Origin of the sequence: Streptomyces sp. NPDC088554 (assembly GCF_044752945.1) — a bacterium.
In the GTDB taxonomy this organism is placed as follows: Bacteria; Actinomycetota; Actinomycetes; order Streptomycetales; family Streptomycetaceae; genus Streptomyces.
In genome coordinates this window covers 177969-203705 of record NZ_JBIVMF010000004.1, presented here as the reverse complement: position 1 = coordinate 203705, position 25737 = coordinate 177969, and the positions used below count along the sequence as shown (strand labels likewise).

Below are 25737 nucleotides of genomic sequence, written 5' to 3'. Positions count from 1 at the left end.
CCGGTACGACAGGTACCGTGGAACGGCCCGGACCCCGTTCCACCTCGACCGCTCGGGCATGGACGCCCCCGACATCGTCCGTGGGCCGGAGAACACAAGGAGCAGCAGAGTGTTCAGTGACATTGGCGCCCTTGAGGTGGTCACGATCGTGGTACTCGCGGTCATCGTCTTCGGCCCGGAGAAGCTGCCCAAGGTCATCCAGGACGTCGCCGGTTTCATACGGAAGATCCGCGAGTTCTCCGACAACGCGAAGGAAGACATCCGCTCGGAGCTCGGCCCGCAGTTCAAGGACTTCGAGTTCGAGGACCTGAACCCCAAGACGTTCGTCCGTAAGCAGCTCATGGAGGGCAACGACGATCTGGGCCTGGGCGAGATCCGCAGCAGCTTCGACCTCCGCAAGGAGATCTCGGACATCACCGATGTGGTCAACGGCCGGGAGAGTGATTCCACCGAGGAGGCCGCGCCCGCCGCCGTGAAGACGCTCAGCGGCTCCTCGGCGAACGGGTCGTCCGCGAACGGCTCCACGACCCTGCCCGACCTGCTCAAGAAGAGCCCCGCCACCACCCCTGACCTGCTCAAGAAGCCCGCGCCCGCAGAGCGTCCGCTCTTCGACTCGGACGCCACCTGAGCACGGCCAATCCCTGCGAGCCGGGGCCGGGTGGCTATCCTCCATCTGTCCGGCAGTGAGACGCCCGTCGGGGGCGGGCCGCTGCGGACGTTTCGAGATCGAGGAGGCGCCGGCAGATGGAGACGACGAGTCGGGCAGGTACGCGGGACGCGAACGGTCCCGTGGACGCCGAGGGAGGACCGGCCGCCCCCCATACGCTCGCCGGCTATCTGCGCGCGCCCTTCCCCTGGTACGGACTGGACGACGCGTTCACGGGCCCGCGCAGGCTGATGCGGGTCGGCGCCACCGCCGACGGCGAGGTACGGCACGGCGCCACGGGCCATGGCGAGGGGCCGTCGATAAGACCGGACGCGGCGACCGCCGAGAGGGAACGCTTCGCGGTCGTCGTCACCGTCGCCGCCGGCCCCGCGTGCAGCACCGGTGACGGCACCGGGCACCTGGACGCCACCACGGCCTCCTCGGCGGCCTGGCTGGCCGGGGCGGGGCTGCTCTCGGCCACCTGGCCCGTACTGCTCGACCACACCCTGCGCGACGACTGGCTGAAGCAGCAGACGGAGGCCGCGTTCGAGCTGGCCGACGAGCTCAACGGGCCGTCCTGGTCGGTGCTCTCGCTGCCGGTCGACGCGGTGCCGACGCCCTTCCACTACCGCGAGTCCGAGTTCGGCTGGGTGCTGGCGGGCTCCCCGGGCGGACCGGTCCACCTCGGCGCGTACGGGCGCGGGATGAGCGCGTACGGGCTCGGCTTCTCGGTGATCGAGGACATCAGGTCCTACGGCTGACCCGCGCCCCCGCCGGACCGGCTGTGATCACTGGACCCGCTGTGATCACCGGACCGGCTGTGATCACTGGACCCGCTGTGATCACCGGACCTGCTGTGATCACTGGACCCGCTGTGATCACCGGACTCGCCGTGACCGGGTCCGCTGTAAGGGGCGCACGCCATTGCCGGCGCCCCTTACCTCCGTACCTCGTACCGTCGGCGTACCGTTCTCAGAACTTGTTGCGCGGCGTGATGCCCAGCGACATGCCCGACAGGCCGCGCTTGCGGCCGCCCAGCTTGCTCGCGATGGAGCGCAGCGCGACCGCGGCGGGGGAGTCGGGGTCGGACAGGACGATCGGCTTGCCCGCGTCGCCGCCCTCGCGCAGCCGTACGTCGATCGGGATCCCGCCGAGCACCGGCACCTCGGCGCCGGTCGTCCGCGTCAGTCCCTCGGCGACCAGCTTGCCGCCGCCGGTGCCGAAGACGTCGATCATCTCGTCGCAGTGCGGACACGGCAGGCCCGACATGTTCTCGACCACGCCGACGATCTTCTGATGGGTCTGTACGGCGATCGACCCGGCCCGCTCGGCCACTTCGGCCGCCGCCTGCTGCGGGGTGGTGACCACCAGGATCTCCGCGTTCGGGACGAGCTGGGCCACCGAGATCGCGATGTCGCCGGTCCCCGGTGGCAGATCGAGCAGCAGGACATCCAGGTCGCCCCAGTAGACATCCGCCAGGAACTGCTGGAGCGCCCGGTGCAGCATCGGGCCGCGCCACACCACTGGGGCGTTGCCCGGGGTGAACATGCCGATGGAGATCACCTTCACGCCGTGCGCCGACGGCGGCATGATCATGTTCTCGACCTGGGTGGGCTTGCCGTCCGCGCCGAGCATGCGCGGCACGCTGTGCCCGTAGATGTCCGCATCGACCACGCCGACCTTCAGCCCGTCGGCCGCCATCGCCGCCGCCAGATTGACCGTCACCGAGGACTTGCCGACACCGCCCTTGCCCGACGCCACGGCGTACACCCGGGTCAGCGAGCCGGGCTGGGCGAACGGCACCTCGCGCTCGGCGGTCCCGCCGCGCAGCGCGGCGGCCAGCTCGCGCCGCTGCTCGTCGCCCATCACGTCCAGCGTGACATCCACCCGGGTGACGCCCTCGACACGGGCGACGGCGTCCGTCACGGTCCGCGTGATCGTGTCGCGCATCGGGCAGCCGGAGACCGTGAGGTAGACCGTGACCGCCACCACGCCATCGGCGCCGATATCCACCGATTTGACCATGCCCAGGTCGGTGATCGGCCGGTGGATCTCGGGGTCGTTCACCGTCGCCAGCGCTTCGCGCACCGCGTCTTCCGCGGGAACGGCGGTTCCGTACGTGTCGGTAGCCATACGGAGATGGTACGGCGCCGGGCCCCGCCTGCGGAAAGCCCGTGCGCCGGTCCGTCAGCGGTCGGATTCCTCGCGCCCCCGCGCCCGCCCGGTCTCCGGCGGCAGCACATGGTGATCGGCCATGTCCCTCACCATGTCCTGGAGCTCGGAACGGATCCAGTCACGCGTGGCGACCTCGCCGAGCCCCATCCGCAGCGCCGCGATCTCCCGCGTCAGATACTCGGTGTCCGCGATCGCCCGCTCGTTCTGCTTGCGCTCCTGCTCCTGGGTGACCCGGTCCCGGTCGTCCTGGCGGTTCTGCGCCAGCAGGATCAGGGGTGCCGCGTACGACGCCTGGAGCGAGAGCACCAGCGTCAGGAAGATGAAGGGGTACGGGTCGAAGCGCAGCGCGGGCGGCAGGAGGATGTTCCACGCCAGCCACACAATGATGACCAGTGTCATCCACACGATGAAGCGGCCGGTCCCCAGGAACCTGGCCACCCGCTCCGAGAGCCGCCCGAACGCCTCCGGGTCGTACTCGGGCAGTATCCGGCGCCGCTGCGGGCGCGGCTGGTCGAGCCGCACCCGCGCGCCGCGCGTTATCGCCGTCGCGCCCGTACCGCTCCCGCTCCTCGGCCGGTCCCGGCCGCCGCCGTCCCGGTCCCCGCGTTCAGTCACCACGGCCCGTCTCCCCCTCCTCAGGACCGTGGAATCCGGTCTCGCGCCAGTTGTCGGGCAGCAGATGGTCGAGTACGTCATCGACGGTCACCGCGCCCAGCAGCGCCCCGCTGTCGTCGACCACCGGCGCCGAGACCATGTTGTACGCCGCGAGATGGCCGGTGATCGCGGTCAGCGGGGTGTCCGGGGCCAGCGGCGGCAGATCGCTGTCCACGATCGAGCTGACCAGCGTGTACGGCGGATCCCGCAGCAGCCGCTGGAAGTGGACCGTGCCCAGGTACTTGCCCGTCGGCGTCTCGTCCGGCGGGCGGCACACATAGACCTGCGCCGCGAGCGCCGGGGACAGGTCCTGCATCCGCACCCGGGCCAGCGCGTCCGCCACCGTCGCGTCCGGCCGCAGCACGATCGGGTCGGTCGTCATCAGCCCGCCCGCCGTCCGCTCCTCGTACGACATCAGCCGCCGCACGTCCGCCGCGTCGTCGGGGCGCATCAGCGTCAGCAGCCGCTCCTTGTCGGACTCGGGCAGCTCCGAGAGCAGGTCGGCCGCGTCGTCCGGGTCCATCGCCTCCAGGACGTCGGCCGCGCGCTCCTCCTTGAGCTTGCCGAGGATCTCCACCTGATCGTCCTCGGGCAGCTCCTCCAGCACATCGGCGAGCCGGTCGTCGTCGAGCGCGGCGGCGACCTCGGCCCGCCGCTTCGGCGTCAGATGGTGCAGCACATTGGCGAGATCGACCGGACGCAGCCGCTCGAAGGAGGCGACCAGGCGCTCCGCGCCCTGCGTCTCCTCCTCCAGCGAGAACCCGGTGACCGCCGACCACTCCACCGTCAGCGTGTCCCCGCGCCTGCGCAGCGCGCCGCCCGCCCTGCCGCGCCGGACGAAGACCTTGTCGATCTCCCAGTCCCGGCGCGCGGGCAGCTGCTGTACGGAGACATCGAGGACCGTCACCTCCTCGTCGCTCTCGACGAGCCGCACCCGGCGGTCGAGCAGCTCGCCGAGGACCAGCCGCTCGGTCGGACGCTGCTCGAAGCGCCGTACGTTCAGCACCCCGGTCGTGATCACCTGGCCCGACTCGATACCGGTCACCCGGGTCATCGGCAGGAAGATCCGGCGCCGCCCGATCACCTCGACCACGAGCCCCAGCAGCCTCGGCGGCCGGCCGGTGACCCGCAGTATCGCGACCAGATCGCGGACCCGGCCCACCTGATCGCCGGTGGGGTCGAAAACCGGCACGCCGACGAGATGCGAGACGAAGACCCGGGGCGCGCTTGCCGCCATCTCCGAGCGCCTCCCTGTCCTTGGCGATCCTTATGTCGTTCTATCCAGCATGATGACGGGTTCAGGCTAGCCCGTACCGCTGCGGGACGCGCTGACGGATCCGTCCTCACGGTGGCCCGCGCCTCTCTGTCGAGAGGCACGGGCCGCCCGGGTACGCTGCGGTCTGCCACCCCAGCAGCGTATGAGAGGCAAGTGCGTCTGTGACCGTTCCCCCGCTCTCCGACGGCGTCCGCCGGGTCCTGCTCCCCCTCCTGCTCGGCGCGGTACTGGCCCCGGGACTCACCGCGTGCGGCGGTGGCGAGGATCCCGACAAGGGGACGAACGGGGTCGGGAAACTCTCCGCCACCGAGATCGAGAAGAAGGCGAAGACGGCGGCGGACGGCGCGGGCGCGGTCCGCCTCTCCGGGGCGCTGGTCAGCGGGGGCGAGACGTACAAGCTCAATATGCGGCTCAAGGGGAACGGCGCCATCGGCTCCGTGGTCTCCCGGACCACCACCTTCCAGCTGCTGCGCATCGAGGAGCAGCTGTTCCTCAAGGCAGACGCGGACTTCTGGAGCCACACCGAGACGGACGGCAAGGCGACCGCCCCGCCCAGTACGTCGGACTCCGAGGCCGCGGGCAAGCTCAGGGACAAGTATGTGAAGGTGCCGGAGGACGACCCGGCGTACAAGCAGCTGACCGGCTTCACCGATATGAATGTGCTGCTCAGCGGGATCCTGTCGCTGCACGGCAAGCTGAACAAGGGCGAGCGCGACCGGATCGGCGGGGTGCGGACCATCAAGATCAGCGGCAGCGAGGGCGACGGCGGCACGCTGGACGTCGCGCTGGAGGGCACGCCCTACCCGGTGCAGCTGGAGCGCGCGGGCAACGCGGGCACGCTCACCCTCGCCGACTGGGGCAAGGACTTCGAGCTGGAGGCGCCGACGAAGGGGCAGACCGTCGACTACGGCAGCAGGCTGCCCAAGACCACCGGCCAGTAGACCGGCAGCTCCGGGAAGCGGCCGACGTCAGCCCTTCTTCCTGCGGCCCAGCAGCAGTCGGCCCAGGGAGGGGGAGGCGGGCACGCGGGTCGTCGCGGGCGTCGGCAGCGGAGGGGCCGCCAGCGAGCCCTGCGGCAGCTCGGTCACCGCCGTCAGGGGCACCAGCCGCAGCACCCGGCACTCCCGCGCCCAGCGCTCCGGCATCGCCTCGGCGTCCGGGGCGTTGAGCCGCTTGCCCTTCAGTTCGGCGACGGCAGCCTCCCACTCGGGCGAGCGCGGCGCCAGCTCCACGACATCCGCCGTCCAGGCCACCAGCCGACCGCCCTTGTCCTTGCTGCGTACGGTCACCTCGGCCCGCGAGCCGTCCGCGAGCCCCGGCAGCGGCTGCTCCCCGGGGCCGTCCCCGACCAGCAGCGCGGCGCCCTCGTGCCAGAGGTGCCACAGCGCACGGGCGGGCCCGGACTCCCGTACCCAGACGAGGCCGGACTTCTTGGTGGCCTCCTCGACCAGGGCCCGGTCGGCGAGGGCCAGGTCGGGGAGGTGAGGTTCTGTCATGCCGCGCAGCCTATCGGGGGCCCGGCACGGCGGTCCGCCGGTGTACGGAAGCCGGTGTACGGGTGGATCGACTGTTGCGAGCGACTTTTCCGTTCGGCCGGGTCGGCCGGTCCGTCCGTATCGCGCGATACGCGCTACAGCCAGCCGTTGCGCTTCAGCATCCGGTGGATCGCCAGACAGATCGAGCCGATCGCGACCAGCACCAGCGGGTAGCCGTACTTCCACCTCAGCTCGGGCATGTAGTCGAAGTTCATGCCGTAGACCCCGCAGACCGCCGTCGGTACGGCGATGATCGCCGCCCAGGACGTGATCTTGCGCATGTCCTCGTTCTGGGCGACGGTCGCCTGCGCCAGATTGGCCTGGAGGATCGAGTTCAGCAGTTCGTCGAAGCCGATGACCTGCTCGTGCACCCGGGACAGATGGTCGGCCACATCGCGGAAGTACTTCTGGATGTCGGGGTCGATCAGCCGCATCGGCCGCTCGCTCAGCAGCTGCATCGGCCGCAGCAGTGGTGAGACCGCCCGCTTGAACTCCAGCACCTCGCGCTTGAGCTGGTAGATCCGCCCGGCGTCGCCACCCCGGGGGCTGCCCTTCGCCGGGGCGGAGAACACGTCGATCTCGACCTCGTCGATGTCGTCCTGCACGGCCGCCGCCACCGCGACATATCCGTCGACGACATGGTCGGCGATGGAGTGCAGTACGGCCGAAGGCCCTTTGGCCAGCAACTCGGTGTCGGATTCGAGCCGGTGGCGCAGATCGCGCAGCGAACCCCGGCCGCCGTGCCGGACGGTGATCACGAAGTTGTCGCCGGTGAAGCACATCACCTCGCCGGTCTCGACGACCTCGCTGGTCGCGGTCAGCTCGGCGTGTTCCACGTAGTGGATGGTCTTGAAGACGGTGAACAGGGTGTCGTCGTACCGCTCCAGCTTCGGCCGCTGATGCGCGTGCACCGCGTCCTCCACCGCCAGCGGGTGCAGCCCGAACTCGGCCGCGATCCCCGCGAATTCCGCCTCGGTCGGCTCGTGGAGCCCGATCCAGGCGAAGCCCCCGCTCTCCCGCACCCGCAGCATCGCCTCGTGCGGGGTGACACAGGAGGCCCGCTCGACCCGCCGCCCCTCGCGGTAGACCGCGCAGTCGACGACCGCGCTGGAGGCGGAGGGGTCCCGGGTGGCGTCGTACGTGTCGTACTTGCTCGGCTTGCCCTGGTTGGTGCTGCTTCGGCGCAGGGACGGGCGGACCGCTGCGCGGAGGTCACGGATCATCGACATGGCGGGCTCCTTACGGAGAGGCCGTCGGCGAGGGCGTGGCGCGGCCCGGAATGGGGACGTGGGGCATGACGTCCGCAAAGCGGGCGGCACCGCGGGATCGCGGTGACGGCGTTCGCAACAGACAGGCGTTCGCTACAGACAGGCAAAAACACCGGCGATGAGAAAAGTGCTCTTCCGTCGTGCGGGAAGCCGTGAGCCCGGACAGGGGCGGGGCGTCAGATTGCCGGAGTGGGAATTCGGCCGGAAGAGCGGCTGGTACTGGCCGGATGACTTCGATCCACCGCAGCCTCACCTCCTCCAGCCGGTCCCCCGTAGGGGATGACGTGTTGTCGGGACCGGATAGCGACGCTCGGCGTGCTGTCCCAACCAGCGGCCCAGGCTATCAGCCGACAGCGGGCCAATTCTTTCTCTTGCCCCATCCTTACGCGATCTATGCTCGCCGGATGGAAGAAATTCTCGCTCTCGTCGAGGCCCGTCTCCGTACGGCCCTCGGCGAACCCGACGCGCGCGCCTCGGTGACCTTCCTGGGTACGGACCGGATCGAGGTTCTGCGCTTCGTGGACGCCGAGGGATCCGGCGTGATCCGTTACGCCACCCTGGGGATGTCGGCGCAGCCGATGGCCGACCCGGCGGAGCTGCTCGCCGACCCCGTCAAGGGGCCCCGGGCCGAGCTGGTCCTCTCCGTACGCGGCGGACTCGCCGACACCGACCGGGTGCTGCGCCCGCTCGCCGTCCTGGCCTCCTCCCCGCAGGTCGAGGGCGTTGTCGTGGCCCCCGGCGGCTCGCTGGACCTCGGGGAGCCACTGTGGCCGGGGGCCCCCTTCAGCTCCGTACTGGTGGGGGAGTCCGGCGGACTGGTGCCGGATCTGGAGCTGGACGCGCCGCTGGACCCGGTGCGCTTCCTGCCGCTGCTGCCGATGACCCCCAACGAGGCCGCCTGGAAGAGAGTCAGGGGCGCCGGGGAGCTGGAGGAACGCTGGCTGTCCCACGGCACCGACCTGCGCGACCCGCTGCGCCGCTCGGTCGCGCTGGACTGACCGCCCGTACCGGGCCGGCCCGGTACGGACGGGTCACGGCCCGGAGCCGTTCGGCCGTGCCGTGACCCGAACGGCCCCCGGCGCCCGGCCGGTGTTCGAAAGTTCCCGAAGCTCCGCCGCAGCCCGTCCGGAGCCCGTCCGCAGACCCTCCGACCGGCTCCGACCAGTGGTCCCGCTCCGTCGCCGGCCGTGCCGGACCGGTGATCGTCCCTTGACGTGAGCGGCGCCACGGAGGACCGTGACGGTATGAGGGCCACGGTATGAGGGGCGAACCCAGCTGCCCGAAGTGCGGTGGCCGGGTCAGGGCGCCCGGTCTCTTCGCCGACTCCTGGCAGTGCGACGAACACGGTACGGTCCACCCGCTCCAGCCGGTGATACCACCCAGCGTCGAAGCGCTCGACGCCGTGGTGCACCGCGCGCGCGTCCCGGTCTGGATGCCCTGGCCACTGCCGGTCGGCTGGCTCTTCGCCGGGGTCGCGTACGCGGGCGACGACCGCAGCGGCGGCCGCGCCACCGTCGTCGCCTGCTCGGGTCCGGGACCCTTCGGCGGTACGGGTGAGCTGCTGCTCATCGCCGAGGAGCTGGGCATCGGACTCGGCGCGCGCTACGCGGGCATCCCGGGCCCCGACCCCGGCCCCGCCCTCCACGTCGACAAGCCGCCCCAGGCCAAGCTGCTCGCCGCGGGCCGGCCCACTCCGCTCTGGCACGTCCCCGAGGCCCCCCAGGACCGCGCGGTCTTCGCCGGTGAGGCGCTCGGACTCTGGCTCTGGGCGATCGTCTGGCCGGAACAGTCCGGACTGCTGCTCTACGACGAGCTGGTCCTGACCGATCTGCGCGACGCGGGCGCGGAGGCCGAGCTGCTCCCCTGCGGTCCGCTGTCCCCGCGGCTGCTGCACTGACGGAACGGCTCGTATCCCGGCTCGGGGCGGTCCTGGGCTGCCGCTATCCTGAAGCGTCCCCCCGTCCGTTCCGAGCCCCGGAGTCCGCGTCGTGCGCATCGATCTGCACACCCACTCCACCGCGTCGGACGGTACGGACACCCCCGCCGAGCTGGTGCGCAACGCGGCCGCCGCCGGGCTCGACGTCGTCGCGCTGACCGACCACGACTCGACCCGGGGCCATGCCGAGGCCGTCGCCGCCCTCCCGGACACCGGCAGGCCGCTCACCCTCGTCACCGGCGCCGAACTCTCCTGCCGCCTCGACGGCACCGGTCTGCACATGCTGGCGTACCTCTTCGACGCCGCCGAGCCGGACTTCCTGCGCGAGCGCGAGCTGGTACGGGACGACCGCGTCCCGCGCGCCCGCGCGATGGTCGGCAAGCTCCAGGAGCTGGGCGTCCCGGTCACCTGGGAGCAGGTCGTGCGCATCGCGGGCGACGCCTCCCTGGGCCGCCCGCACATCGCCACCGCCCTCGTCGAGCTGGGCGTCGTCGAGACCGTCTCCGACGCCTTCACGCCCCAGTGGCTCGCGGACGGCGGACGCGCGTACGCCGAGAAGCACGAACTCGACCCCTTCGAGGCGATCCGCCTGGTCAAGGCGGCGGGCGGGGTCACCGTCCTCGCCCACCCCCAGGCCGTCAAGCGCGGCCGGGTGGTGCCCGAGTCGGCCATCGCCGAGCTGGCCGCCGCCGGTCTCGACGGGATAGAGGTCGACCACATGGACCACGACGGCCCGACCCGCGCCCGGCTGCGCGGGCTCGCCGCCGACCTGGGACTGCTGACCACCGGCTCCAGCGACTACCACGGCACCCGCAAGTCCGTGGAGCTCGGCGCGTGCACCACCGACCCGGAGATCTACGGCGAGATCACGCGCCGCGCCACGGGCGCCTTCCCGGTGCCCGGCGCGGGCGGACCCGCCTGACCAGCTCCGTACCGCACCCGCCGTACGGAACCCGCTCCCACCGCTCCCGATGCACGGCGATCCGCCGTGCCGTACCCGCTGTACGGCGAAGCTCCGTACGCGCCCGCGGTACGGCGAAGTCCCCGTGCCGCATCGGCTGTACGGAGATCCGCTGCCCCTGCCCACCGCACCCGTGGTACGGCGAAGTCGCCGTGCCGCTCCCGTCCCTTTCCTTTTCGCTCCTTCCGCAAGGCATCACTGTGTTCGACGCCGCCGTTTTCGGCTCCCTGTTCCTGACCCTCTTCGTGATCATGGACCCCCCGGGGATCACCCCGATCTTCCTCGCCCTCACCTCCGGGCGCCCAGCCAAGGTCCAGCGCGCCATGGCCTGGCAGGCGGTGGCCGTGGCCTTCGGGGTCATCGCCGTTTTCGGGCTGCTCGGCCAGCAGATCCTGGACTATCTGCATGTCTCCGTACCGGCCCTGATGATCGCCGGAGGGCTGCTCCTGCTGCTCATCGCGCTCGATCTGCTGACCGGCAAGACCGACGAGCCCCAGCAGACCAAGGACGTCAATGTGGCGCTCGTCCCGCTGGGCATGCCGCTGCTCGCGGGGCCCGGCGCGATCGTCTCCGTGATCCTGGCCGTCCAGCACGCCGACGGGGTGGCGGGGCAGCTCTCGGTCTGGGCGGCGATCGTCGCGATGCATGTCGTGCTCTGGCTGACGATGCGCTACTCGCTGGTGATCATCAGGGTCATCAAGGACGGGGGCGTGGTGCTGGTGACCCGGCTCGCGGGGATGATGCTTTCGGCCATTGCCGTACAGCAGATCATCAACGGTGTCACCCAGGTCATCCAGAACGGCTGAGACGGGCAGCGCCCCCGTACGGGTGACCGACGCCATGGTCCGTACGAGGGCGCTTTCGTCGCTCGTGCCAAGAGCGGGTGAGGTGGGGTGGGGGAAGCGAGGTGTTACGAGGCCGAGGATTCGGCCGGGCGGATATAGATGCGCTGGCCCATCGCGGCGGCCTGCTGCACGATCCGGTTGACGGAGGCGGCGTCCACAACGGTGCTGTCCACGGCTGAACCGTCGACGTCGTCGAGGCGCATTATTTCGAAGCGCATCGGCTTCTCCCTTCGTCTGATCCTCCTGCTGGAGAACTATGGGTGACAGATGAGTCCATCGCTACTTATGCATGACGGCCACACACCTGCTCAACGTCTTGCCCTCTGCAAACATTCCCTACGCTAAGGAAACTTTTCGAGTGGCTAACTAGTGGCAGGTGCGGTGTCGTCCACACAGAATGAATGGCGTATGAACGAGGCAGACATTCCCCCGGAGACCCCTTCGGAGAACCCGCCGGACCTCGCCGAGATCGGCGCCCGGCTGGAACGTACCAACGAGTTGCTTCAGCGGATGCTCGCCGAGGTCGCCAAGACCCCGTCCACGCATGCCATCTTCGTCGACGCGGGTTACGTCTATGCTGCGGCCGGGTTGCTTGTAGCGGGCACCGAGGACCGGCGGTCCTTCGATCTGGACGCCGAGGGGCTCATCGAGGCGTTCATCGACAAGGCCAGAATCATCTTCGCGGACAGCAGACTGCTCCGCGTGTACTGGTACGACGGCGCCAGACGCCGGATCCACACCTCCGAGCAGCAGTCCATCGCCGAGCTGCCCGACGTCAAGGTCAGACTCGGCAACCTGAACGCCAACAACCAGCAGAAGGGCGTCGACTCCCTGATCCGCACGGATCTCGAATCGCTCGCCAGACACCGCGCCATCAGCGACGCCGCGCTCGTCGGCGGCGACGAGGACCTCGTCTCGGCCGTCGAGGCCGCGCAGGGGTACGGCGCCCGGGTCCACCTCTGGGGCATAGAGGCGGGCGAGGGGCGCAACCAGGCCGAGCCGCTGCTGTGGGAGGTCGACAGCCAGCGCACCTTCGACCTGGACTTCTGCAAGCCGTACGTCACCCGGCGCCCGGTCACCACGTACGAGCACGAGGGCGAGCCGCCGCCCTCCCGCGACCAGGTCCGCTTCGTCGGCGCGCAGATCGCCGCGACCTGGCTGTCGGAACGGGGGCTGGCGGCCATGATGGACCTGCTGCCGGGCCACCCCTATCTGCCGGGGCCGGTGGACCAGGATCTGCTGATCGAGGCGGAGAAGCTGCTCCAGCGGTCGCTGCGGGGGCACGCGCTGCTGCGCAGGGCGCTGCGGGACGGCTTCTGGCAGCACTTGCAGGCGCAGTACTAGCCGACGCCCCGGGCCGCTGCCTGTACAGGCAGCGGGTGCCTGTACAGGCACGTGTGCCAGTGGTGTGTCAGTGGCCTGGTCAGTGCAGGCCGTTCCAGAACTCCGCGAGCGCGGCGGCGGTCTCCAGGGGGCGGTCGGTGTTGGGGGAGTGCTGCGCGTCGGCGACGACCGTCCGGTGGGCCGCGAGCCGCTCCGCCATGTCGTCGATCAGCGGCACCGGCCAGACGTCGTCCCGCTCGCCGGAGATCACATGGAAGGGCAGCCGCTGCACGGAGGCCAGCTCGGCCACCCGGTCGGGCTCCTCGGCCAGCTGCCGGCCGGTGGCGATCAGCTGGGCCGGGTTGGTCCGCAGCCAGCGCCGGCGCAGATCCTCGCCGTCGGCGTCGAAGTCCTCGGGCGGGTCCATCGACCGCATGATCTGCCAGACCTCGTCCATGGTCATGGACCCGAGCGCGTCGCCCAGCAGTGTCACCCGCTCCCGCTGGGCCTCGGCGACCAGCGCGGGCCCCGAGGACATCAGGGTCAGGGAGAGGAACGGGCTCCGGTCGAGCAGCACGGCCGCGCGGGCGATCTGGCCGCCGAGCGAGTGCCCGAGCAGATGGACGGGGGTGCCGATCGCCTCGGCCAGCGCCAGTACGTCGGCGGCCAACTCGCCCTGGCTGTAAGCCTCCTGGGTGTCGGGGCCATCCGTCTCGTACTGTCCGCGACCGTCCACCGCGAGGGTCCGGTAGCCCGCCTCCGCCAGCGGGGCGAGCAGCGCGATGAAGTCCTCCTTGCTGCCGGTGAACCCGGGCAGCATCAGGACGGTCCCCTGCGGTGTGCCGTCCGACGGTCTGCCGTCGAGCACGGCGAAACGCCCGCGTCGGGTCGAGAGGGTGCGCGCGTGGGCGCAGGGGGGCGGGGTGAAGGTGGGCGGCCTGCTCATCCCACGAGGCTAACCGGCGCGATCACCGGCTCCGCCCCCGGTCCGGGTATGCCGATGGCCCGGCGCCCCGGAGGGCGACGGGCCATCGTGCGTACCACGGCCGGGATCAGCTCTCGGCGGGCTCCGGGGCCTCGGCCGCCGGCTTTACGGTACGGGCGCGGCGGCGACGCTTGGGGGCCTCGGCCTCCGGTGCCTCGGCGGTCTCGGCGGCCGGGGTCTCGTTGGCCTCGGCCTTCGGCTTGGCGACGCGGGTGCGGCGGCGGGGCTTGGCCTCGGCCTCGGGGGCGTCGGTGTCGGCCACGGTCTCGGCGGCCGGGGTCTCGTCGGCCTCGGCCTTCGGCTTGGCGACGCGGGTGCGGCGGCGGGGCTTGACCTCGGCCTCGGGGGCGTCGGTGTCGGCCACGGTCTCGGCGGCCGGGGCCTCGTCGGCCTCGGCCTTCGGCTTGGCGACGCGGGTGCGGCGACGCGGCTTGACCTCGGCCTCGGCGGCCTTGGGAGCCTCGACGGCCTCAGTGGCCTCAGCGGCCTCGGTCGGCTCCGCCGAGGGCTTCACAGCGCGGGTCCGGCGGCGGCGCTTGGGGGCCTCGACGGCCTCCGCCTCCGCGACCGGGGCCTCGACGACCTCGGCCACGGTCGCGGCGACCGCCGTGACCTCCGTCACGGCCTCCGCGACCGGGACCTCGACGGCACCGACCGTGGCGCGGGTGCGCCGACGGCGGCGCGGGGTGCGCGGCTCGGTGGCGGTGGCCGGCGCGGGCTCCGCACGCGGCAGGTCCATGGGCACGGCCGTCTGGAACTGCGGCTCGTCCTCGGGCACGGGACGCGGCGCGAGCGGGGGAACCGTCGTCGCCGCTCCGCCCTGTGTGCTTCCGCCACGGGTGCGGCGGCGCTGGCGCGGGGTGCGGGCCGGGCGCTCCTCCCGTACGACGGCCGCTGCGGGGGCCGCGGCGGGCGCCTTGCGGCCACGGCCGCCGGTCTCGCCGAGGTCCTCGACCTGCTCCGCGGAGAGCCCGGCGCGCGTACGCTCCGCACGCGGCAGGACACCCTTGGTCCCGGCCGGGATGCTCAGCTCCTCGAACAGGTGCGGGGAGGTGGAGTACGTCTCCGGGGGGTCCGGGAAGCCGAGGTCCAGCGCCTTGTTGATCAGCTGCCAGCGCGGGATGTCGTCCCAGTCGACCAGCGTGACGGCCGTACCGGAAGCGCCCGCTCGGCCGGTGCGGCCGATGCGGTGGAGGTAGGTCTTCTCCTCCTCGGGCGACTGATAGTTGATGACGTGGGTCACGCCCTCGACGTCGATACCGCGCGCGGCGACATCGGTGCAGACCAGCACGTCCACCTTGCCGTTGCGGAAGGCGCGCAGCGCCTGCTCGCGGGCGCCCTGGCCCAGGTCGCCGTGGACCGCGCCGGAGGCGAAGCCGCGCTGGGCGAGCTGGTCGGCGATGTCGGCCGCCGTGCGCTTGGTACGGCAGAAGATCATCGCGAGCCCGCGGCCCTCGGCCTGGAGGATCCGCGCGACCATCTCGGGCTTGTCCATGGAGTGGGCGCGGTAGACACGCTGCGTCGTGTTGGCGACGGTCGCGCCCGCGTCGTCCGGGGAGGTGGCGCTGATGTGCGTGGGCTGGTTCATGTAGCGACGTGCGAGGCCGATGACCGCGCCCGGCATGGTCGCGGAGAACAGCATCGTCTGGCGCTTGGGCGGCAGCAGCTGGATGATCCGCTCGACGTCGGGCAGGAAGCCCAGGTCGAGCATCTCGTCGGCCTCGTCGAGGACGAGCCCGCGCACATGCGAGAGGTCCAGCTTCTTCTGGCCCGCCAGGTCGAGCAGCCGCCCGGGGGTGCCGACGATCACGTCGACGCCCTTCTTGAGGGCCTCGACCTGGGGCTCGTACGCCCGGCCACCGTAGATCGCGAGCACGCGTACGTTCCGTACCTTGCCCGCGGTCAGCAGGTCGTTGGTGACCTGCTGGCACAGCTCGCGGGTCGGGACGACCACCAGGGCCTGCGGGGCGTTGGTGAGCTGCTCGGGCACGGCGCGGCCGGACTCGACGTCCGCCGGGACCGTGACCCGCTCCAGCAGCGGCAGGCCGAAACCGAGCGTCTTGCCGGTGCCGGTCTTGGCCTGGCCGATGACGTCCTTGCCGGACAGCGCGACCGGGAGGGTCATCTCCTGGATGGGGAACGGGGAGAGGATGCCGACGGCTTCAAGCGCCTCGGCCGTTTCGGGGAGGATTCCGAGGTCTCGGAAAGTCGTAGTCAGGGTGCTGCCTCTTCTGTGAGACGCGACGCGAGGCGAACGCTGGGGGTCGTACCGCACCTGGGTACTCGGCCGGCCGTGGATTGGCCGGATGGCGCGGGACCACTGCCGTCGCTCGAGCGCTCGTGCCGCTGAGGGGGCCCCTCATCTGCGGCCGTACGCTGCTGTGCGCACGATCCGCGCGGAGGGCGGTCGGGGGCGGAGCCGATCGGGCCACCGACCGGGCATCCTCATGGGGCCTGCCCGAGAGAACGTCTGCGAACGCCTCTCGGTCAAACACTGCGATGGCCCGCCGAAAAGTCGGCAGGCGCTTTATCACTGTACCCCGGAATCGCGCAGCTGTGTCGGGCGAATGGGCGAGAACCGTCCTACGGCCTGTTCCGACCGGCCCGTACCCGGGGTGGGGAGCGGGCTATTGTGCGTTTCATGGAGACGCCCGACAACGCCACCGCGCCCGTATCCGCAGCCGAGGAACCCACCGGAATCGCCGCTCAGGACTGGGGCACGGCCTCGGCCGAGCCGCAGTACCGCGCCGCCGCCGTGGATCTGCTGGGCGCCCTCGCCTACGGGGAACTGGCGGCCTTCGAGCGGCTCGCCGAGGACGCCAAGCTGGCGCCGACCCTGGGGGACAAGGCGGCGCTGGCGAAGATGGCCGCCGCGGAGTTCCACCACTTCGAGCGGCTCAGCGCCCGGCTCGCGGAGATCGACGCCGACCCGACCGGCGCGATGGAGCCGTTCGCGAAGGCGCTGGACGACTTCCACCGGCTGACCGCGCCCTCGGACTGGCTGGAGGGCCTGGTCAAGGCGTACGTCGGCGACTCGATCGCCAGCGACTTCTACCGCGAGGTCGCCGCGCGCCTGGACTCCGACACCCGCGCTCTGGTGCTGTCGGTGCTGGACGACACGGGACACGGGAACTTCGCCGTCGAGAAGGTGCGCGCCGCGATCGAGGCGGAGCCCCGCGTCGGCGGACGGCTCGCGCTCTGGGCGCGCCGGCTGATGGGCGAGGCGCTCTCGCAGGCGCAGCGCGTGGTGGCCGAGCGGGACGCGCTGTCCACGATGCTGGTGGGCGGCGTGGCGGGCGGCTTCGACCTCGCGGAGGTCGGCCGGATGTTCTCCCGGATCACCGAGGCGCACACCAAGCGGATGGCTGCCCTCGGACTGGCCGCCTGACCCGCCCCCTCAGGAGGGCTGTGCCCGGTGGAGCCGCCGGCCCGCCGGGCGCAGCAGCAGCGAGAGCAGCACCGCCCCCACCAGCAGCGCGCCGACGAGCGTCGCCACGACATGGCCGGGGCCGAGCGCCGTATGCGTCAGATAGGTGCCGAAGAGCGCGCCGAGCGGCCCGGCGGTGAACACCGTCCGCTGCGGGGGAAGCCGGTGGGACAGCCGGTGGGACGCCGCCCACGAAAGACCGAGTCCGAGCAGAACCGATCCGAGGACTTCCAGGATCACTGCCGATCACCTCACGACGCCGGGGGGTGGTGCGGTCCGGGCCCTGGCGGGCCCAGCACGTCACTACCCGCGGTACCTGGAGGGCAACCGTTTTCGGCCCGCCCGCCCGGGACGTTTCGCTACGCGCATAGTGGTACGCGGCTACGCCGTACCGGCGACCGGAGGACGACCGGGAAGGCGGGTCGTACCGGCGACGGGAGAAGCGACGGGGAAAACGGGAAAAGCAGACGGGAAAAAGCGATGGCCCGGCGGGGGTTCCCGCCGGGCCATCGCCGGATGGTTCAGGTGACGCGACCCCGGACGCGACCGTGAGGTGCGCGACCGCGGAGCGCGCTTACTACAGGGTGCCGAAACCGACGCGACGTGCCGTCGGCTCGCCGATCTCCACGTACGCGATCCGCTCGGCCGGTACGAGCACCTTGCGTCCCTTGTCGTCCGTGAGGCTGAGCAGCTGCGCCTTGCCGGCCAGCGCGTCGGCCACGGCGCTCTCGACCTCCTGGGCGGACTGCCCGCTCTCCAGAACGATCTCGCGGGGCGTGTGCTGCACGCCGATCTTGACCTCCACGGCTTTGTCCCTCCGAACGGTCTGCGTTGCGCGATCAGCCGCGCCGTACGCAGCACACATTAGCCCGGAGAGACCATCCGGAAGACGTCGCGGTGCACGCCCGCAGCGAACACGCCCCGCTCAGTGCTGCTCACCGGCGTGCAGCGGGAAGCCCGCGATACCGCGCCAGGCCAGCGAGGTGAGGAGCTGGACCGCCTGGTCGCGGGGGATGGCGGACCGGCTGGAGAGCCAGTAGCGGGCCACCACCTGGGAGACCCCGCCGAGGCCCACGGCCAGCAGCATGGACTCCTCCTTGGACAGCCCGGTGTCCTCGGCGATCACATCGGAGATCGCCTCCGCGCACTGGAGGGCGACCCGGTCGACGCGCTCGCGCACCGCGGTCTCATTGGTCAGGTCCGACTCGAAGACCAGCCGGAACGCGCCGCCCTCGTCCTGGACGTAGGCGAAGTACGCGTCCATGGTCGCCTCGACGCGCAGCTTGTTGTCCGTGGTCGACGCGAGCGCCGTACGGACCGCCTGGAGCAGGGCCTCGCAGTGCTGGTCGAGCAGGGCGAGATACAGGTCCAGCTTGCCGGGGAAGTGCTGGTAGAGGACGGGCTTGCTGACCCCGGCCCGCTCGGCGATGTCATCCATCGCGGCCGCGTGGTACCCCTGCGCGACGAAGACCTCCTGTGCCGCGCCCAGCAGCTGATTGCGTCGGGCGCGGCGCGGCAGGCGCGTGCCTCGCGGGCGCGCTGCCTCGGTCTGCTCTATGGCTGTCACGCCGCCTCCCAAAGTTCGTTCCGTGCGCGCGATGCGCAGCTCCGCCATCGTACTTTTGGGTAACCCCGCGGAGTGTGGTGCGGACGCAGAATTTCACGGAGCACCCTTTTTCGGAAGCGCGGTTCCCCTCCGGGGCGCTTTCTGCCACTGTCGACGGTTGACGTGCCCGGCGTATGTGTTTCCGCCCGGTCACGGGCGGTAGTCGTCCTCGTCGCCCAGATCCACCGTCCGTGCCTGGTCGAAGGCGTCGCCCTCGCTCGCCCTGTCCGGGTCGATACGGGGCAGTGGTTCGTCGTCGCGCCGGCGGGCCTCGCGTTTCTGTTCCGCCGCGTCGGCCTCGGGGATCTCCGCGCTCCGTTCCGTGGTCTCGTCGGCCGTCTCGAAGGTGTCCGTCTCGAAGGTGTCGGGGTCTGTGGGGTCGACCGCCATGGCGTGCCCCTTTCTCTCCCTCCGAGCGTAGAAGCCCCGGTTGCCCGGCGCCATGCGGCCTGTGACGGCGAACACGTGAAGGGGGGCGTGATCGTCTCGTAACATTGCCCGCATGTCTTCGACCGAGCTGCCGGAAACCCTCGCCGCCGCTGTGGCGCCGAAGGTGAGCGCCGTGCGGGTCGCGGAGGGGGAGCGGCTGCGGTCCGTCGCGCTGCCCGGCCTCGCGCTGAACGTACGGTCACGGCCCGCGACCCGTGCCGGGGCGCCGTACGCGCTCTATGTGCACGGGCTGGGGGGATCCTCACAGAACTGGTCGGCGCTGATGCCGATGCTGGCGGACCTGGTCGACGGCGAGGCCGTCGACCTGCCGGGCTTCGGGGACTCGCCGCCGCCGCGGGACGGGAACTACTCCGTCACCGCCCATGCCCGTGCCGTCGTCCGGATGCTGGACGCGGGTGGACGAGGTCCCGCGCACCTGTTCGGCAACTCGCTCGGCGGGGCCGTGGTCACCCAGGTCGCCGCCGCCCGGCCCGATCTGGCGCGGTCCCTGACGCTGGTCTCGCCCGCGCTGCCGGAGATCCGGGTGCAGCGCACGGCGATTCCGACCGCGCTGCTCGCCGTGCCGGGCGTGGCCCCGCTGTTCTCCCGGCTGACGCGGGACTGGACGGCGGAGCGGCGTACGCGCGGGGCCATGTCGCTGACGTACGGGGACCCCGCCGCGGTCGGTGACGAGGAGCTGCGCAACGCGGTCCAGGAGATGGAGCGCAGGTTCCAACTCCCTTATTTCTGGGAGGCGATGACCGGCTCGGCACGCGGTATCGTCAACGCCTACACGCTGGGCGGTCAGCACGGGCTGTGGCGGCGGGCCGAACGCGTGCTCGCGCCGACGCTGCTCGTCTACGGCGGGCGGGACCGGCTCGTTTCACACCGTATGGCCCGTAAGGCATCGGTTGCTTTTCGTGATTCCCGGCTCCTTACGCTCCCTGACGCCGGGCATGTTGCCATGATGGAGTTTCCGTCCCGGATCGCCGGGGCGTGCCGGGATCTCATCGAGGAGATCGAGGCGACCGACCGGAGCGAGCGGCACGGCCGACACCGCCGGCACGACGGACATGAAGACGGCAGGAGCTGATCCGGAGCGTGGGACGACACAGCCGCAAAGGCCCCGTACTCCAGGGACCACAGCCCGCGACGGGTGTCGCCGACGGTGAACCGGGTCCGGAGCGGGAAGCCCCCGGCGGCGGTCGGCGCAGACGCCCCGAGCCCGGCCCCGGCGGTGACGAGCACACCGGTACGGCGTGCGCCACGCCCGCGCACGGCACCCCGCAGGTGCGCGGCGGCCACCCCGAGCAGCATGAGCCCGGGGGCGGCTGGGGCTCCGGGCAGCGGTACGGCGACCGGCAGGGCGCGGCCCCCCGCAAGGCCCCGCAGACGGCGGCCACGCCGGTGATACCGGGCCCGCGGCGGGAGTTCGTCGAGGCATTCGACGACGACGCCTTCGGGTCGAGCCCGATCGGGACGAGCCGGACCAGGATCAGCCGGACCGGGACCAACGCCTTCGGCGCGCCGGGGACAGCGGCCGGGACGGCGGCGGGTGCGGCGCCAGGGGTGTTCGGCGCCCCGCCGGTCCCGTACCCCCCGGGGCCCGACGTCGCGGCCGGTGACGGTGGCGGCGGTACGGGCGACGGAAGCGACGGTGGTACGGGCGCGGGGGGTCCGGGGCCGGAGGCCAGGGGCGGCAAGGGGCGGGCGATCACCGGGATCGCGGCCGCCGCCGTGACGACGGTCCTCGCGGTCGTGGTGGCGGGGCAGGTCGCGGGCGGCGGCACCGACACCTCGGCGGACCGGGCGGCCGGCGGGCTCGACCGTACGGACCAGGACGACGCCTCCCGCTCGGACGGCAGGACCAGCCCCTCGCCCACCGGTACGGCGGCGCAGACCGCGACCGGGGAGGGCGCCCCGGCGGTGGCGACGTACGCACAGTTGATGACCCGGCGGTTCGCGCTCTCCCCGACACTGACCGCTTCGGGTACCTTCACCGCCGTACCCGGTCTGGACAGGGCGCCCGGCAAGGGCAAGAAGGTCCGCTACCGGGTGGACATCGAGGACGGGCTCGGTCTGGACGGCAAGCTGTTCGCGGACGCCGTCTGGAAGACCCTGAACGACAACCGGAGTTGGGCCCACAACGGCGCCATGACCTTCGAGCGGATCTCCAGCGGGGCCCCCGACTTCGTGATCACCCTGGCCAGCCCGGGGACCACGGGGGTCTGGTGCGACAAGTCGGATCTGGACACGACCATCGACAACGTCTCCTGCGACTCCGCCGCGACCGAGCGCGTCATGATCAACGCCTGGCGCTGGGCACAGGGCGCGAAGACCTTCGGACCGAAGGCGATGCTTCCCTACCGGCAGATGCTGATCAACCACGAGGTGGGCCACCGGCTGGGCAACGGCCATGTGAGCTGCCGCACGCCCGGGGCGCTCGCCCCGGTGATGCAGCAGCAGACCAAGACCTTGGAAATCGACGGAATCGCGTGCAGGCCGAACCCCTGGGTGTACCCCACGGCCTGAACCTGTCCATTTGGCGAGATAGCTGTCTCACCCTGCGATTGACATCGCACGCGGGGTCATTCATATTTCTCGACATGTCGTCCACCCGCGTCACCGCAACCGGTCATGCCGCCATTGAGCTCGCGCTCATAGGCGTCACGCCGCTGTGCGTGGCCGACATTCTCTGTCGTTAGACCCGCCCGAGCACGGGCCGGCGTGATCGTTCGTCGGTTTCCCGTGCCCCGGGCCTTCTGTCGTCCGTACACGGACGCGGCATGCCGGGTCTTTCCCCTTCCTCTCCGCAGCCGTGATCCGCGCGGACGCCGGGCGATCTCGCCCCGCTCCTGTTTCCGCCCGCTCCCGTCCGCTGGAACGCTGCGCGCGCAGCTCACCGAGAGGCCCACCCCGATGCGTCAACCGTCCGTCATATCCCGCCGCGTGGCCGCGGCAGCCGCCGTCATGGCCGTCGCAGCCGCCTGCGCGGGCCCCCAGGACAACGGGGCCAAGGCCGACGGCGCGAGCAGTGCGAAGCCCCAGAAGGGCGGCACACTCTCGGTGCTGAACACCGAGCCGCAGAGCGACTTCGACCCGGCGCGGCTCTACACCTCCGGCGGCGGAAACGTCCCCTCGCTGGTCTTCCGTACGCTGACCACCCGCAACCGGGCCGACGGCCAGGCGGGCACCAAGGTCGTCCCCGACCTCGCCACCGACACGGGCCGCCCCAACGCGGACGCCACGGAGTGGACGTACACGCTCAAGGACGGGCTGAAGTTCGAGGACGGCACCCCGATCACCACCGCCGACATCAAGTACGGCATCGAGCGCTCCTTCGCCCCCGAGCTGTCCGGCGGCGCGCCCTATCTGCGGGACTGGCTGGTCGGCGGCGCCGACTACCAGGGTCCGTACAAGGACAAGAAGGGCCTCGCCTCGATCGAGACGCCCGACGCGAAGACGATCATCTTCAAGCTCGACAAGCCCGAGGGCGACTTCCCCTTCGTGGCGACCCAGACCCAGTTCGCGCCGGTCCCCAAGGCGAAGGACACGGGCGCCAAGTACGAGGAGCACCCGATCTCCTCGGGCCCGTACAAGGTCGTCTCCAACCAGGGCGACGGCCAGCACATGGTGCTGGAGCGCAACCCGTACTGGTCGGAGAAGACCGACGACCAGCGCCACGCCTACCCGGACAAGATCGACGTGAAGGCGGGCCTCGACTCGGCCGTCATCAACCAGCGGCTCGCCACCAGCTCCGGTGCCGACGCCGCCGCCGTCACCACCGACACCAACCTCGGCCCGGCCGAGCTGGCCGAGGTCACGGGCGACAAGTCGCTCGCCGCGCGGGTCGGCACCGGGCACTTCGGCTACACGAACTACCTCGCCTTCAACCCGAAGGTGAAGCCGTTCGACAACCCGAAGGTCCGCGAGGCGATCTCGTACGCGATCAACCGCACCAGCGTGATCAACGCGGCGGGCGGCTCCGCGCTCGCCGAGCCCGCGACGACCTTCCTGCCCGAGTCGAAGGCGTTCGGCTACACGCCGTACGACCACTTCCCGGCGGGCCGGACGGGCAACCCGGCCAAGGCCAAGGAGCTGCTGAAGGAGGCCGGTTACCCCAACGGGCTGACGATCTCCCTCACCCACTCCACGGTCCAGAACCGCGAGACCAGCCCCGAGGTCGCCACCGCCGTCCAGGAGGCGCTGAAGCAGGCCGGGATCACGGTCGAGCTCGTCGGCCTCGACCAGAACGCGTTCAACGACGCGCGCTGGGCGTACAAGGACGGACCCGGCTTCTTCCTCTCCCGCTGGGGCGCCGACTGGCCGTCCGGCGGCCCGTTCCTGGCCCCGATCTTCGACGGCCGGCAGATCGTCAAGGACGGCGCCAACTACAACCACGCGCAGCTGAACGACCCGTCGGTCAACAAGGAGATCGACGAGATCAACAAGCTGACCGACCAGTCCGCCGCCGCCCCGCGCTGGGGAGCGCTCGACAAGAAGATCGGCGCGATGGCCCTCGACGTACCGCTCTTCCACCCCGTCTACAAGCGGTTGTACGGCAAGGACGTCAAGAACATCGTGATCAGCGACTGGACCGGCGTCCTCGACATCTCGCAGGTCTCGGTCAAGTGAGCACCCCTCCCGATGTGACGGTGCCCGGGGCAGCCGCCCCGGGCACCGGGCAGGTGTGGCGCAGGCTGCGCGAACGTCCCTCGGCCATGGTGGCCGGGGGCGTCCTCGTGCTGCTGGTGGTCCTTGCGCTCGCCGCGCCCCTGCTCGCCGCGCTGGAGGGCCAGGACGCGGACACCTACCACGACGCGCTGATCGACTCGGCGCGCGGCGGCGTCCCGATCGGCTCGTTCGGCGGGGTGAGCGCGGACCACTGGCTCGGGGTCGAACCCGGCACCGGGCGCGATCTGTTCGTACGACTGCTGTACGGGGCCCGTGTCTCGCTGCTCGTCGCCGTCGGCGCGACCGTCGTCCAGGTCGCCATCGGCGTCACCATCGGGCTGGCCGCCGGCCTCGGCAGCCGACTGGTCGACAGCTTCCTCAGCAGGGTCACCGATCTGATGGTCGCCCTGCCGATGCTCGTCATCGCCATCGCCCTGACCGCCGTCGTCCCCACCGGTTTCCCGCGCCCGCTGCTGCTGATCCTGGTCATCGGCCTGCTCAACTGGGGCGGTACGGCCCGGATCGTACGGGCCCAGACACTCACCCTGAAACACCTCGACTTCGTCGCCGCCGCCCGGCTCGGCGGTTCCGGACGGCTGCGGGTGGCCCGGCGCGAGCTGCTGCCGTCGCTGGCCGCGCCCGTGATCACGTACGCGGCGATCCTGCTGCCCACCAACATGGTGATCGAGGCGTCACTGTCCTTCCTGGGCATCGGGGTCACCCCGCCGACGCCCTCGTGGGGGCAGATGCTTTCGAGCGCGCAGATCTGGTTCCGGGCCGACCCGATGTACGTCCTGCTGCCGGCCGGACTGCTCTTCGCGACCGTGCTCGGCTTCACCGTGCTCGGGGACGCGGTGCGCACCGCGCTGGATCCGCGCGAGGCCAGCCGGCTGCGCGTCGGGACCCGGGCCGGCCGCAAGGCCCGTACCGCGGGCGCTGCCGCGCGGCCGGCCGCCGGAACCTCAGCCAAGGACATCGCCGCCAAGGACACCGCCTCATGACGCGCTATCTGCTCAAACGGCTCGGCGGCGCGCTGCTCGTCCTGCTCGTGCTCTCCGTGGTCATCTACGCCCTCTTCTACCTCGCCCCCGGCGACCCCGCGCGGCTGGCCTGCGGCGACCGCTGCTCGACCGCGCAGGTCGCTCAGGTGCGCGAGCGGCTCGGGCTCGGCGAATCGGTGTTCGCGCAGTACGCGCACTTCCTCCAGGGCATCTTCGTCGGACGCGACTACTCCACCGGCACGGCCCTGCTGCACTGTGACGCGCCCTGCCTCGGCTTCTCGTACAAGACCGACCAGCAGGTCACCCAGCTGATCCTGGAGCGGGCCCCCGCGACGCTCTCCCTCGCGCTCGGCGCGATGACGGTCTGGCTGCTCGTCGGCGTCGGCACCGGGCTGCTCTCCGCGCTGCGGCGCGGCGGGATCACCGAGCGCGCCCTGACCGTGCTCACGCTCGCCGCCACCGGCACGCCCGTGTTCATCCTGGGGCTGCTGCTCCTGATGGTGGTGTGCGCGTACCTGCAGTGGCTGCCGTTCCCGTCGTACGTGCCGTTCACGGACGACCCGGAACAGTGGGCGTGGAATCTGCTGCTGCCCTGGCTCACACTGGGACTGTTCGAGAGCGCCAAGTACGCGCGGCTGACGCGCAGTTCGACGCTGGAGACGCTGGCCGAGGACCATATCCGTACCTTCCGCGCCTATGGCGTCGGGGAGCGGCGCATCGTCGCGCGGCACGCGCTGCGCGGTGCCGTACCGCCGGTCATCGCGCTCAACGCGAACGACTTCGGCACGGTGATGGGCGGGGCGGTGCTCACCGAGACACTGTTCGGGATACCGGGGATCGGAAAGACTCTGGTCGACTCGGTGCGGACGGTCGATCTGCCGGTGGTGGTCGGCGTGGTGCTGGTGACCGGCGCCGTGGTCGTCCTGGCGAACGTCGTGGCCGATCTGCTGTACGCGGTGGCCGACCGAAGGGTGGCACTCCTGTGACGGACATCCC

Annotated in this window: 27 protein-coding genes; 15 read left to right on the top strand and 12 right to left on the bottom strand. The window is 71.3% G+C overall.

Going from position 1 to position 25737, the window contains the following annotated elements:
- Window positions 1-109: 109 nt before the first annotated feature.
- Both ACIP8W_RS06580 and ACIP8W_RS06575 read left to right on the top strand, forming a co-directional pair.
- Window positions 110-628, top strand: a complete 519-nt coding sequence (locus ACIP8W_RS06580) for a sec-independent translocase (protein WP_401947047.1) — start codon at window positions 110-112, stop codon at window positions 626-628.
- Window positions 629-744: 116 nt separating this feature from the next.
- The gene (locus tag ACIP8W_RS06575) at window positions 745-1407 is read left to right on the top strand and encodes a hypothetical protein (RefSeq protein WP_401947045.1); all 663 of its coding nucleotides are present in this window, start codon (window positions 745-747) and stop codon (window positions 1405-1407) included.
- Between the two features lie 211 nt (window positions 1408-1618).
- On the opposite strand, the gene ACIP8W_RS06570 is transcribed toward ACIP8W_RS06575, so the two are convergent.
- Genes ACIP8W_RS06570 through ACIP8W_RS06560 form a run of 3 tightly spaced genes read right to left on the bottom strand, consistent with a single transcriptional unit; the run spans window position 1619 to window position 4712 of the window.
- Window positions 1619-2779: an Mrp/NBP35 family ATP-binding protein gene (locus tag ACIP8W_RS06570; protein WP_401947042.1), complete on the bottom strand. Its 1161-nt coding sequence runs from the start codon at window positions 2777-2779 to the stop codon at window positions 1619-1621.
- A gap of 54 nt (window positions 2780-2833) precedes the next feature.
- Window positions 2834-3436 (bottom strand): DUF1003 domain-containing protein, encoded by a 603-nt coding sequence (locus ACIP8W_RS06565; RefSeq protein WP_401947436.1) that lies wholly within the window; start codon window positions 3434-3436, stop codon window positions 2834-2836.
- Window positions 3429-4712 (bottom strand): magnesium transporter MgtE N-terminal domain-containing protein, encoded by a 1284-nt coding sequence (locus ACIP8W_RS06560; protein ID WP_401947039.1) that lies wholly within the window; start codon window positions 4710-4712, stop codon window positions 3429-3431. Before ACIP8W_RS06560 ends, ACIP8W_RS06565 begins: the two co-directional genes overlap by 8 nt.
- Window positions 4713-4912: 200 nt before the next feature.
- Between ACIP8W_RS06560 and ACIP8W_RS06555 the strand changes: the two genes are divergently transcribed.
- Window positions 4913-5692 (top strand): hypothetical protein, encoded by a 780-nt coding sequence (locus ACIP8W_RS06555; protein ID WP_402153862.1) that lies wholly within the window; start codon window positions 4913-4915, stop codon window positions 5690-5692.
- 27 nt (window positions 5693-5719) lie between these two features.
- Here ACIP8W_RS06555 and ACIP8W_RS06550 read toward each other — a convergent pair whose 3' ends face one another.
- Both ACIP8W_RS06550 and ACIP8W_RS06545 read right to left on the bottom strand, forming a co-directional pair.
- Window positions 5720-6247, bottom strand: a complete 528-nt coding sequence (locus tag ACIP8W_RS06550) for a hypothetical protein (RefSeq protein ID WP_402202161.1) — start codon at window positions 6245-6247, stop codon at window positions 5720-5722.
- Window positions 6248-6381: 134 nt separating this feature from the next.
- Window positions 6382-7515 carry a magnesium and cobalt transport protein CorA gene (locus tag ACIP8W_RS06545; protein ID WP_401947030.1) on the bottom strand — a complete coding sequence of 378 codons (1134 nt, stop codon included), beginning with the start codon at window positions 7513-7515 and terminating at the stop codon, window positions 6382-6384.
- A 443-nt stretch (window positions 7516-7958) separates the two neighbouring features.
- Between ACIP8W_RS06545 and ACIP8W_RS06540 the strand changes: the two genes are divergently transcribed.
- From ACIP8W_RS06540 to ACIP8W_RS06525, 4 genes are all read left to right on the top strand, one after another.
- On the top strand, window positions 7959-8552 hold the full coding sequence (locus ACIP8W_RS06540; protein WP_401947027.1) for a suppressor of fused domain protein: 594 nt from the start codon (window positions 7959-7961) through the stop codon (window positions 8550-8552).
- 260 nt (window positions 8553-8812) lie between these two features.
- Window positions 8813-9451 (top strand): DUF6758 family protein, encoded by a 639-nt coding sequence (locus tag ACIP8W_RS06535; RefSeq protein ID WP_401947024.1) that lies wholly within the window; start codon window positions 8813-8815, stop codon window positions 9449-9451.
- Window positions 9452-9542: 91 nt separating this feature from the next.
- Window positions 9543-10412, top strand: a complete 870-nt coding sequence (locus ACIP8W_RS06530) for a PHP domain-containing protein (protein ID WP_401947022.1) — start codon at window positions 9543-9545, stop codon at window positions 10410-10412.
- Between the two features lie 239 nt (window positions 10413-10651).
- On the top strand, window positions 10652-11257 hold the full coding sequence (locus ACIP8W_RS06525; RefSeq protein WP_401947019.1) for a MarC family protein: 606 nt from the start codon (window positions 10652-10654) through the stop codon (window positions 11255-11257).
- A gap of 104 nt (window positions 11258-11361) precedes the next feature.
- Here the strand turns inward: ACIP8W_RS06525 and ACIP8W_RS06520 are convergent, their stop codons facing one another.
- Window positions 11362-11514, bottom strand: coding sequence for a hypothetical protein (locus ACIP8W_RS06520; RefSeq protein ID WP_165840668.1), 153 nt, complete (start codon window positions 11512-11514; stop codon window positions 11362-11364).
- A 190-nt stretch (window positions 11515-11704) separates the two neighbouring features.
- On the opposite strand from ACIP8W_RS06520, the gene ACIP8W_RS06515 reads away from it, so the two are divergent.
- Window positions 11705-12640 carry an NYN domain-containing protein gene (locus ACIP8W_RS06515; RefSeq protein ID WP_402154099.1) on the top strand — a complete coding sequence of 312 codons (936 nt, stop codon included), beginning with the start codon at window positions 11705-11707 and terminating at the stop codon, window positions 12638-12640.
- 79 nt (window positions 12641-12719) lie between these two features.
- Here ACIP8W_RS06515 and ACIP8W_RS06510 read toward each other — a convergent pair whose 3' ends face one another.
- Together ACIP8W_RS06510 and ACIP8W_RS06505 are read right to left on the bottom strand one after the other, a co-directional pair.
- A complete protein-coding gene (locus ACIP8W_RS06510) occupies window positions 12720-13565 on the bottom strand; it encodes an alpha/beta fold hydrolase (protein WP_401947014.1) in 846 nt (281 codons plus the stop codon).
- A 106-nt stretch (window positions 13566-13671) separates the two neighbouring features.
- Entirely contained in the window at window positions 13672-15729 is a 2058-nt protein-coding gene (locus ACIP8W_RS06505) for a DEAD/DEAH box helicase (RefSeq protein ID WP_402202157.1), read from the bottom strand.
- 516 nt (window positions 15730-16245) lie between these two features.
- Here ACIP8W_RS06505 and ACIP8W_RS06500 point away from each other — a divergent pair.
- Complete coding sequence (locus tag ACIP8W_RS06500) at window positions 16246-16992, top strand: ferritin-like fold-containing protein (protein ID WP_401947008.1); 747 nt, start codon at window positions 16246-16248, stop codon at window positions 16990-16992.
- 9 nt (window positions 16993-17001) lie between these two features.
- Here the strand turns inward: ACIP8W_RS06500 and ACIP8W_RS06495 are convergent, their stop codons facing one another.
- From ACIP8W_RS06495 to ACIP8W_RS06480, 4 genes are all read right to left on the bottom strand, one after another.
- Window positions 17002-17271, bottom strand: coding sequence for a hypothetical protein (locus tag ACIP8W_RS06495; protein WP_401947005.1), 270 nt, complete (start codon window positions 17269-17271; stop codon window positions 17002-17004).
- A gap of 337 nt (window positions 17272-17608) precedes the next feature.
- Window positions 17609-17836: a DUF3107 domain-containing protein gene (locus ACIP8W_RS06490; RefSeq protein ID WP_401947002.1), complete on the bottom strand. Its 228-nt coding sequence runs from the start codon at window positions 17834-17836 to the stop codon at window positions 17609-17611.
- A gap of 120 nt (window positions 17837-17956) precedes the next feature.
- Window positions 17957-18598 carry a TetR/AcrR family transcriptional regulator gene (locus ACIP8W_RS06485; RefSeq protein ID WP_401947000.1) on the bottom strand — a complete coding sequence of 214 codons (642 nt, stop codon included), beginning with the start codon at window positions 18596-18598 and terminating at the stop codon, window positions 17957-17959.
- Window positions 18599-18787: 189 nt separating this feature from the next.
- Window positions 18788-19027, bottom strand: a complete 240-nt coding sequence (locus tag ACIP8W_RS06480) for a hypothetical protein (protein ID WP_401946997.1) — start codon at window positions 19025-19027, stop codon at window positions 18788-18790.
- Between the two features lie 112 nt (window positions 19028-19139).
- Here ACIP8W_RS06480 and ACIP8W_RS06475 point away from each other — a divergent pair, with 112 nt between their 5' ends.
- The 6 genes from ACIP8W_RS06475 (at window position 19140) to ACIP8W_RS06450 (ending at window position 25727) form a co-directional block, all read left to right on the top strand.
- The gene (locus ACIP8W_RS06475) at window positions 19140-20159 is read left to right on the top strand and encodes an alpha/beta fold hydrolase (protein ID WP_401946994.1); all 1020 of its coding nucleotides are present in this window, start codon (window positions 19140-19142) and stop codon (window positions 20157-20159) included.
- A gap of 8 nt (window positions 20160-20167) precedes the next feature.
- A complete protein-coding gene (locus ACIP8W_RS06470) occupies window positions 20168-21598 on the top strand; it encodes a DUF3152 domain-containing protein (RefSeq protein WP_401946992.1) in 1431 nt (476 codons plus the stop codon).
- 74 nt (window positions 21599-21672) lie between these two features.
- Window positions 21673-21771: an Ms4533A family Cys-rich leader peptide gene (locus ACIP8W_RS06465; protein WP_401946989.1), complete on the top strand. Its 99-nt coding sequence runs from the start codon at window positions 21673-21675 to the stop codon at window positions 21769-21771.
- 214 nt (window positions 21772-21985) lie between these two features.
- Window positions 21986-23701 (top strand): ABC transporter substrate-binding protein, encoded by a 1716-nt coding sequence (locus ACIP8W_RS06460; protein ID WP_401946987.1) that lies wholly within the window; start codon window positions 21986-21988, stop codon window positions 23699-23701.
- Entirely contained in the window at window positions 23698-24741 is a 1044-nt protein-coding gene (locus ACIP8W_RS06455) for an ABC transporter permease (RefSeq protein WP_402202154.1), read from the top strand. The genes ACIP8W_RS06460 and ACIP8W_RS06455 overlap by 4 nt, the downstream gene beginning before the upstream one ends.
- On the top strand, window positions 24738-25727 hold the full coding sequence (locus tag ACIP8W_RS06450) for an ABC transporter permease (protein WP_401946981.1): 990 nt from the start codon (window positions 24738-24740) through the stop codon (window positions 25725-25727). The genes ACIP8W_RS06455 and ACIP8W_RS06450 overlap by 4 nt, the downstream gene beginning before the upstream one ends.
- Window positions 25728-25737 lie beyond the last annotated feature (10 nt).

Bases quoted from the DNA above. Each gene is read 5' to 3' on its own strand.
- ACIP8W_RS06510 (WP_401947014.1), bottom strand. From the start codon at position 13,565: ATGAGCAGGCCGCCCACCTTCACCCCGCCCCCCTGCGCCCACGCGCGC.
- ACIP8W_RS06575 (WP_401947045.1), top strand. From the start codon at position 745: ATGGAGACGACGAGTCGGGCAGGTACGCGGGACGCGAACGGTCCCGTG.
- ACIP8W_RS06450 (WP_401946981.1), top strand. From the start codon at position 24,738: ATGACGCGCTATCTGCTCAAACGGCTCGGCGGCGCGCTGCTCGTCCTG.
- ACIP8W_RS06460 (WP_401946987.1), top strand. From the start codon at position 21,986: ATGCGTCAACCGTCCGTCATATCCCGCCGCGTGGCCGCGGCAGCCGCC.
- ACIP8W_RS06520 (WP_165840668.1), bottom strand. From the start codon at position 11,514: ATGCGCTTCGAAATAATGCGCCTCGACGACGTCGACGGTTCAGCCGTG.
- ACIP8W_RS06465 (WP_401946989.1), top strand. From the start codon at position 21,673: ATGTCGTCCACCCGCGTCACCGCAACCGGTCATGCCGCCATTGAGCTC.
- ACIP8W_RS06515 (WP_402154099.1), top strand. From the start codon at position 11,705: ATGAACGAGGCAGACATTCCCCCGGAGACCCCTTCGGAGAACCCGCCG.
- ACIP8W_RS06545 (WP_401947030.1), bottom strand. From the start codon at position 7,515: ATGTCGATGATCCGTGACCTCCGCGCAGCGGTCCGCCCGTCCCTGCGC.
- ACIP8W_RS06475 (WP_401946994.1), top strand. From the start codon at position 19,140: ATGTCTTCGACCGAGCTGCCGGAAACCCTCGCCGCCGCTGTGGCGCCG.
- ACIP8W_RS06560 (WP_401947039.1), bottom strand. From the start codon at position 4,712: ATGGCGGCAAGCGCGCCCCGGGTCTTCGTCTCGCATCTCGTCGGCGTG.
- ACIP8W_RS06505 (WP_402202157.1), bottom strand. From the start codon at position 15,729: ATGACCCTCCCGGTCGCGCTGTCCGGCAAGGACGTCATCGGCCAGGCC.
- ACIP8W_RS06500 (WP_401947008.1), top strand. From the start codon at position 16,246: ATGGAGACGCCCGACAACGCCACCGCGCCCGTATCCGCAGCCGAGGAA.
- ACIP8W_RS06480 (WP_401946997.1), bottom strand. From the start codon at position 19,027: ATGGCGGTCGACCCCACAGACCCCGACACCTTCGAGACGGACACCTTC.
- ACIP8W_RS06550 (WP_402202161.1), bottom strand. From the start codon at position 6,247: ATGACAGAACCTCACCTCCCCGACCTGGCCCTCGCCGACCGGGCCCTG.
- ACIP8W_RS06535 (WP_401947024.1), top strand. From the start codon at position 8,813: ATGAGGGGCGAACCCAGCTGCCCGAAGTGCGGTGGCCGGGTCAGGGCG.
- ACIP8W_RS06540 (WP_401947027.1), top strand. From the start codon at position 7,959: ATGGAAGAAATTCTCGCTCTCGTCGAGGCCCGTCTCCGTACGGCCCTC.
- ACIP8W_RS06570 (WP_401947042.1), bottom strand. From the start codon at position 2,779: ATGGCTACCGACACGTACGGAACCGCCGTTCCCGCGGAAGACGCGGTG.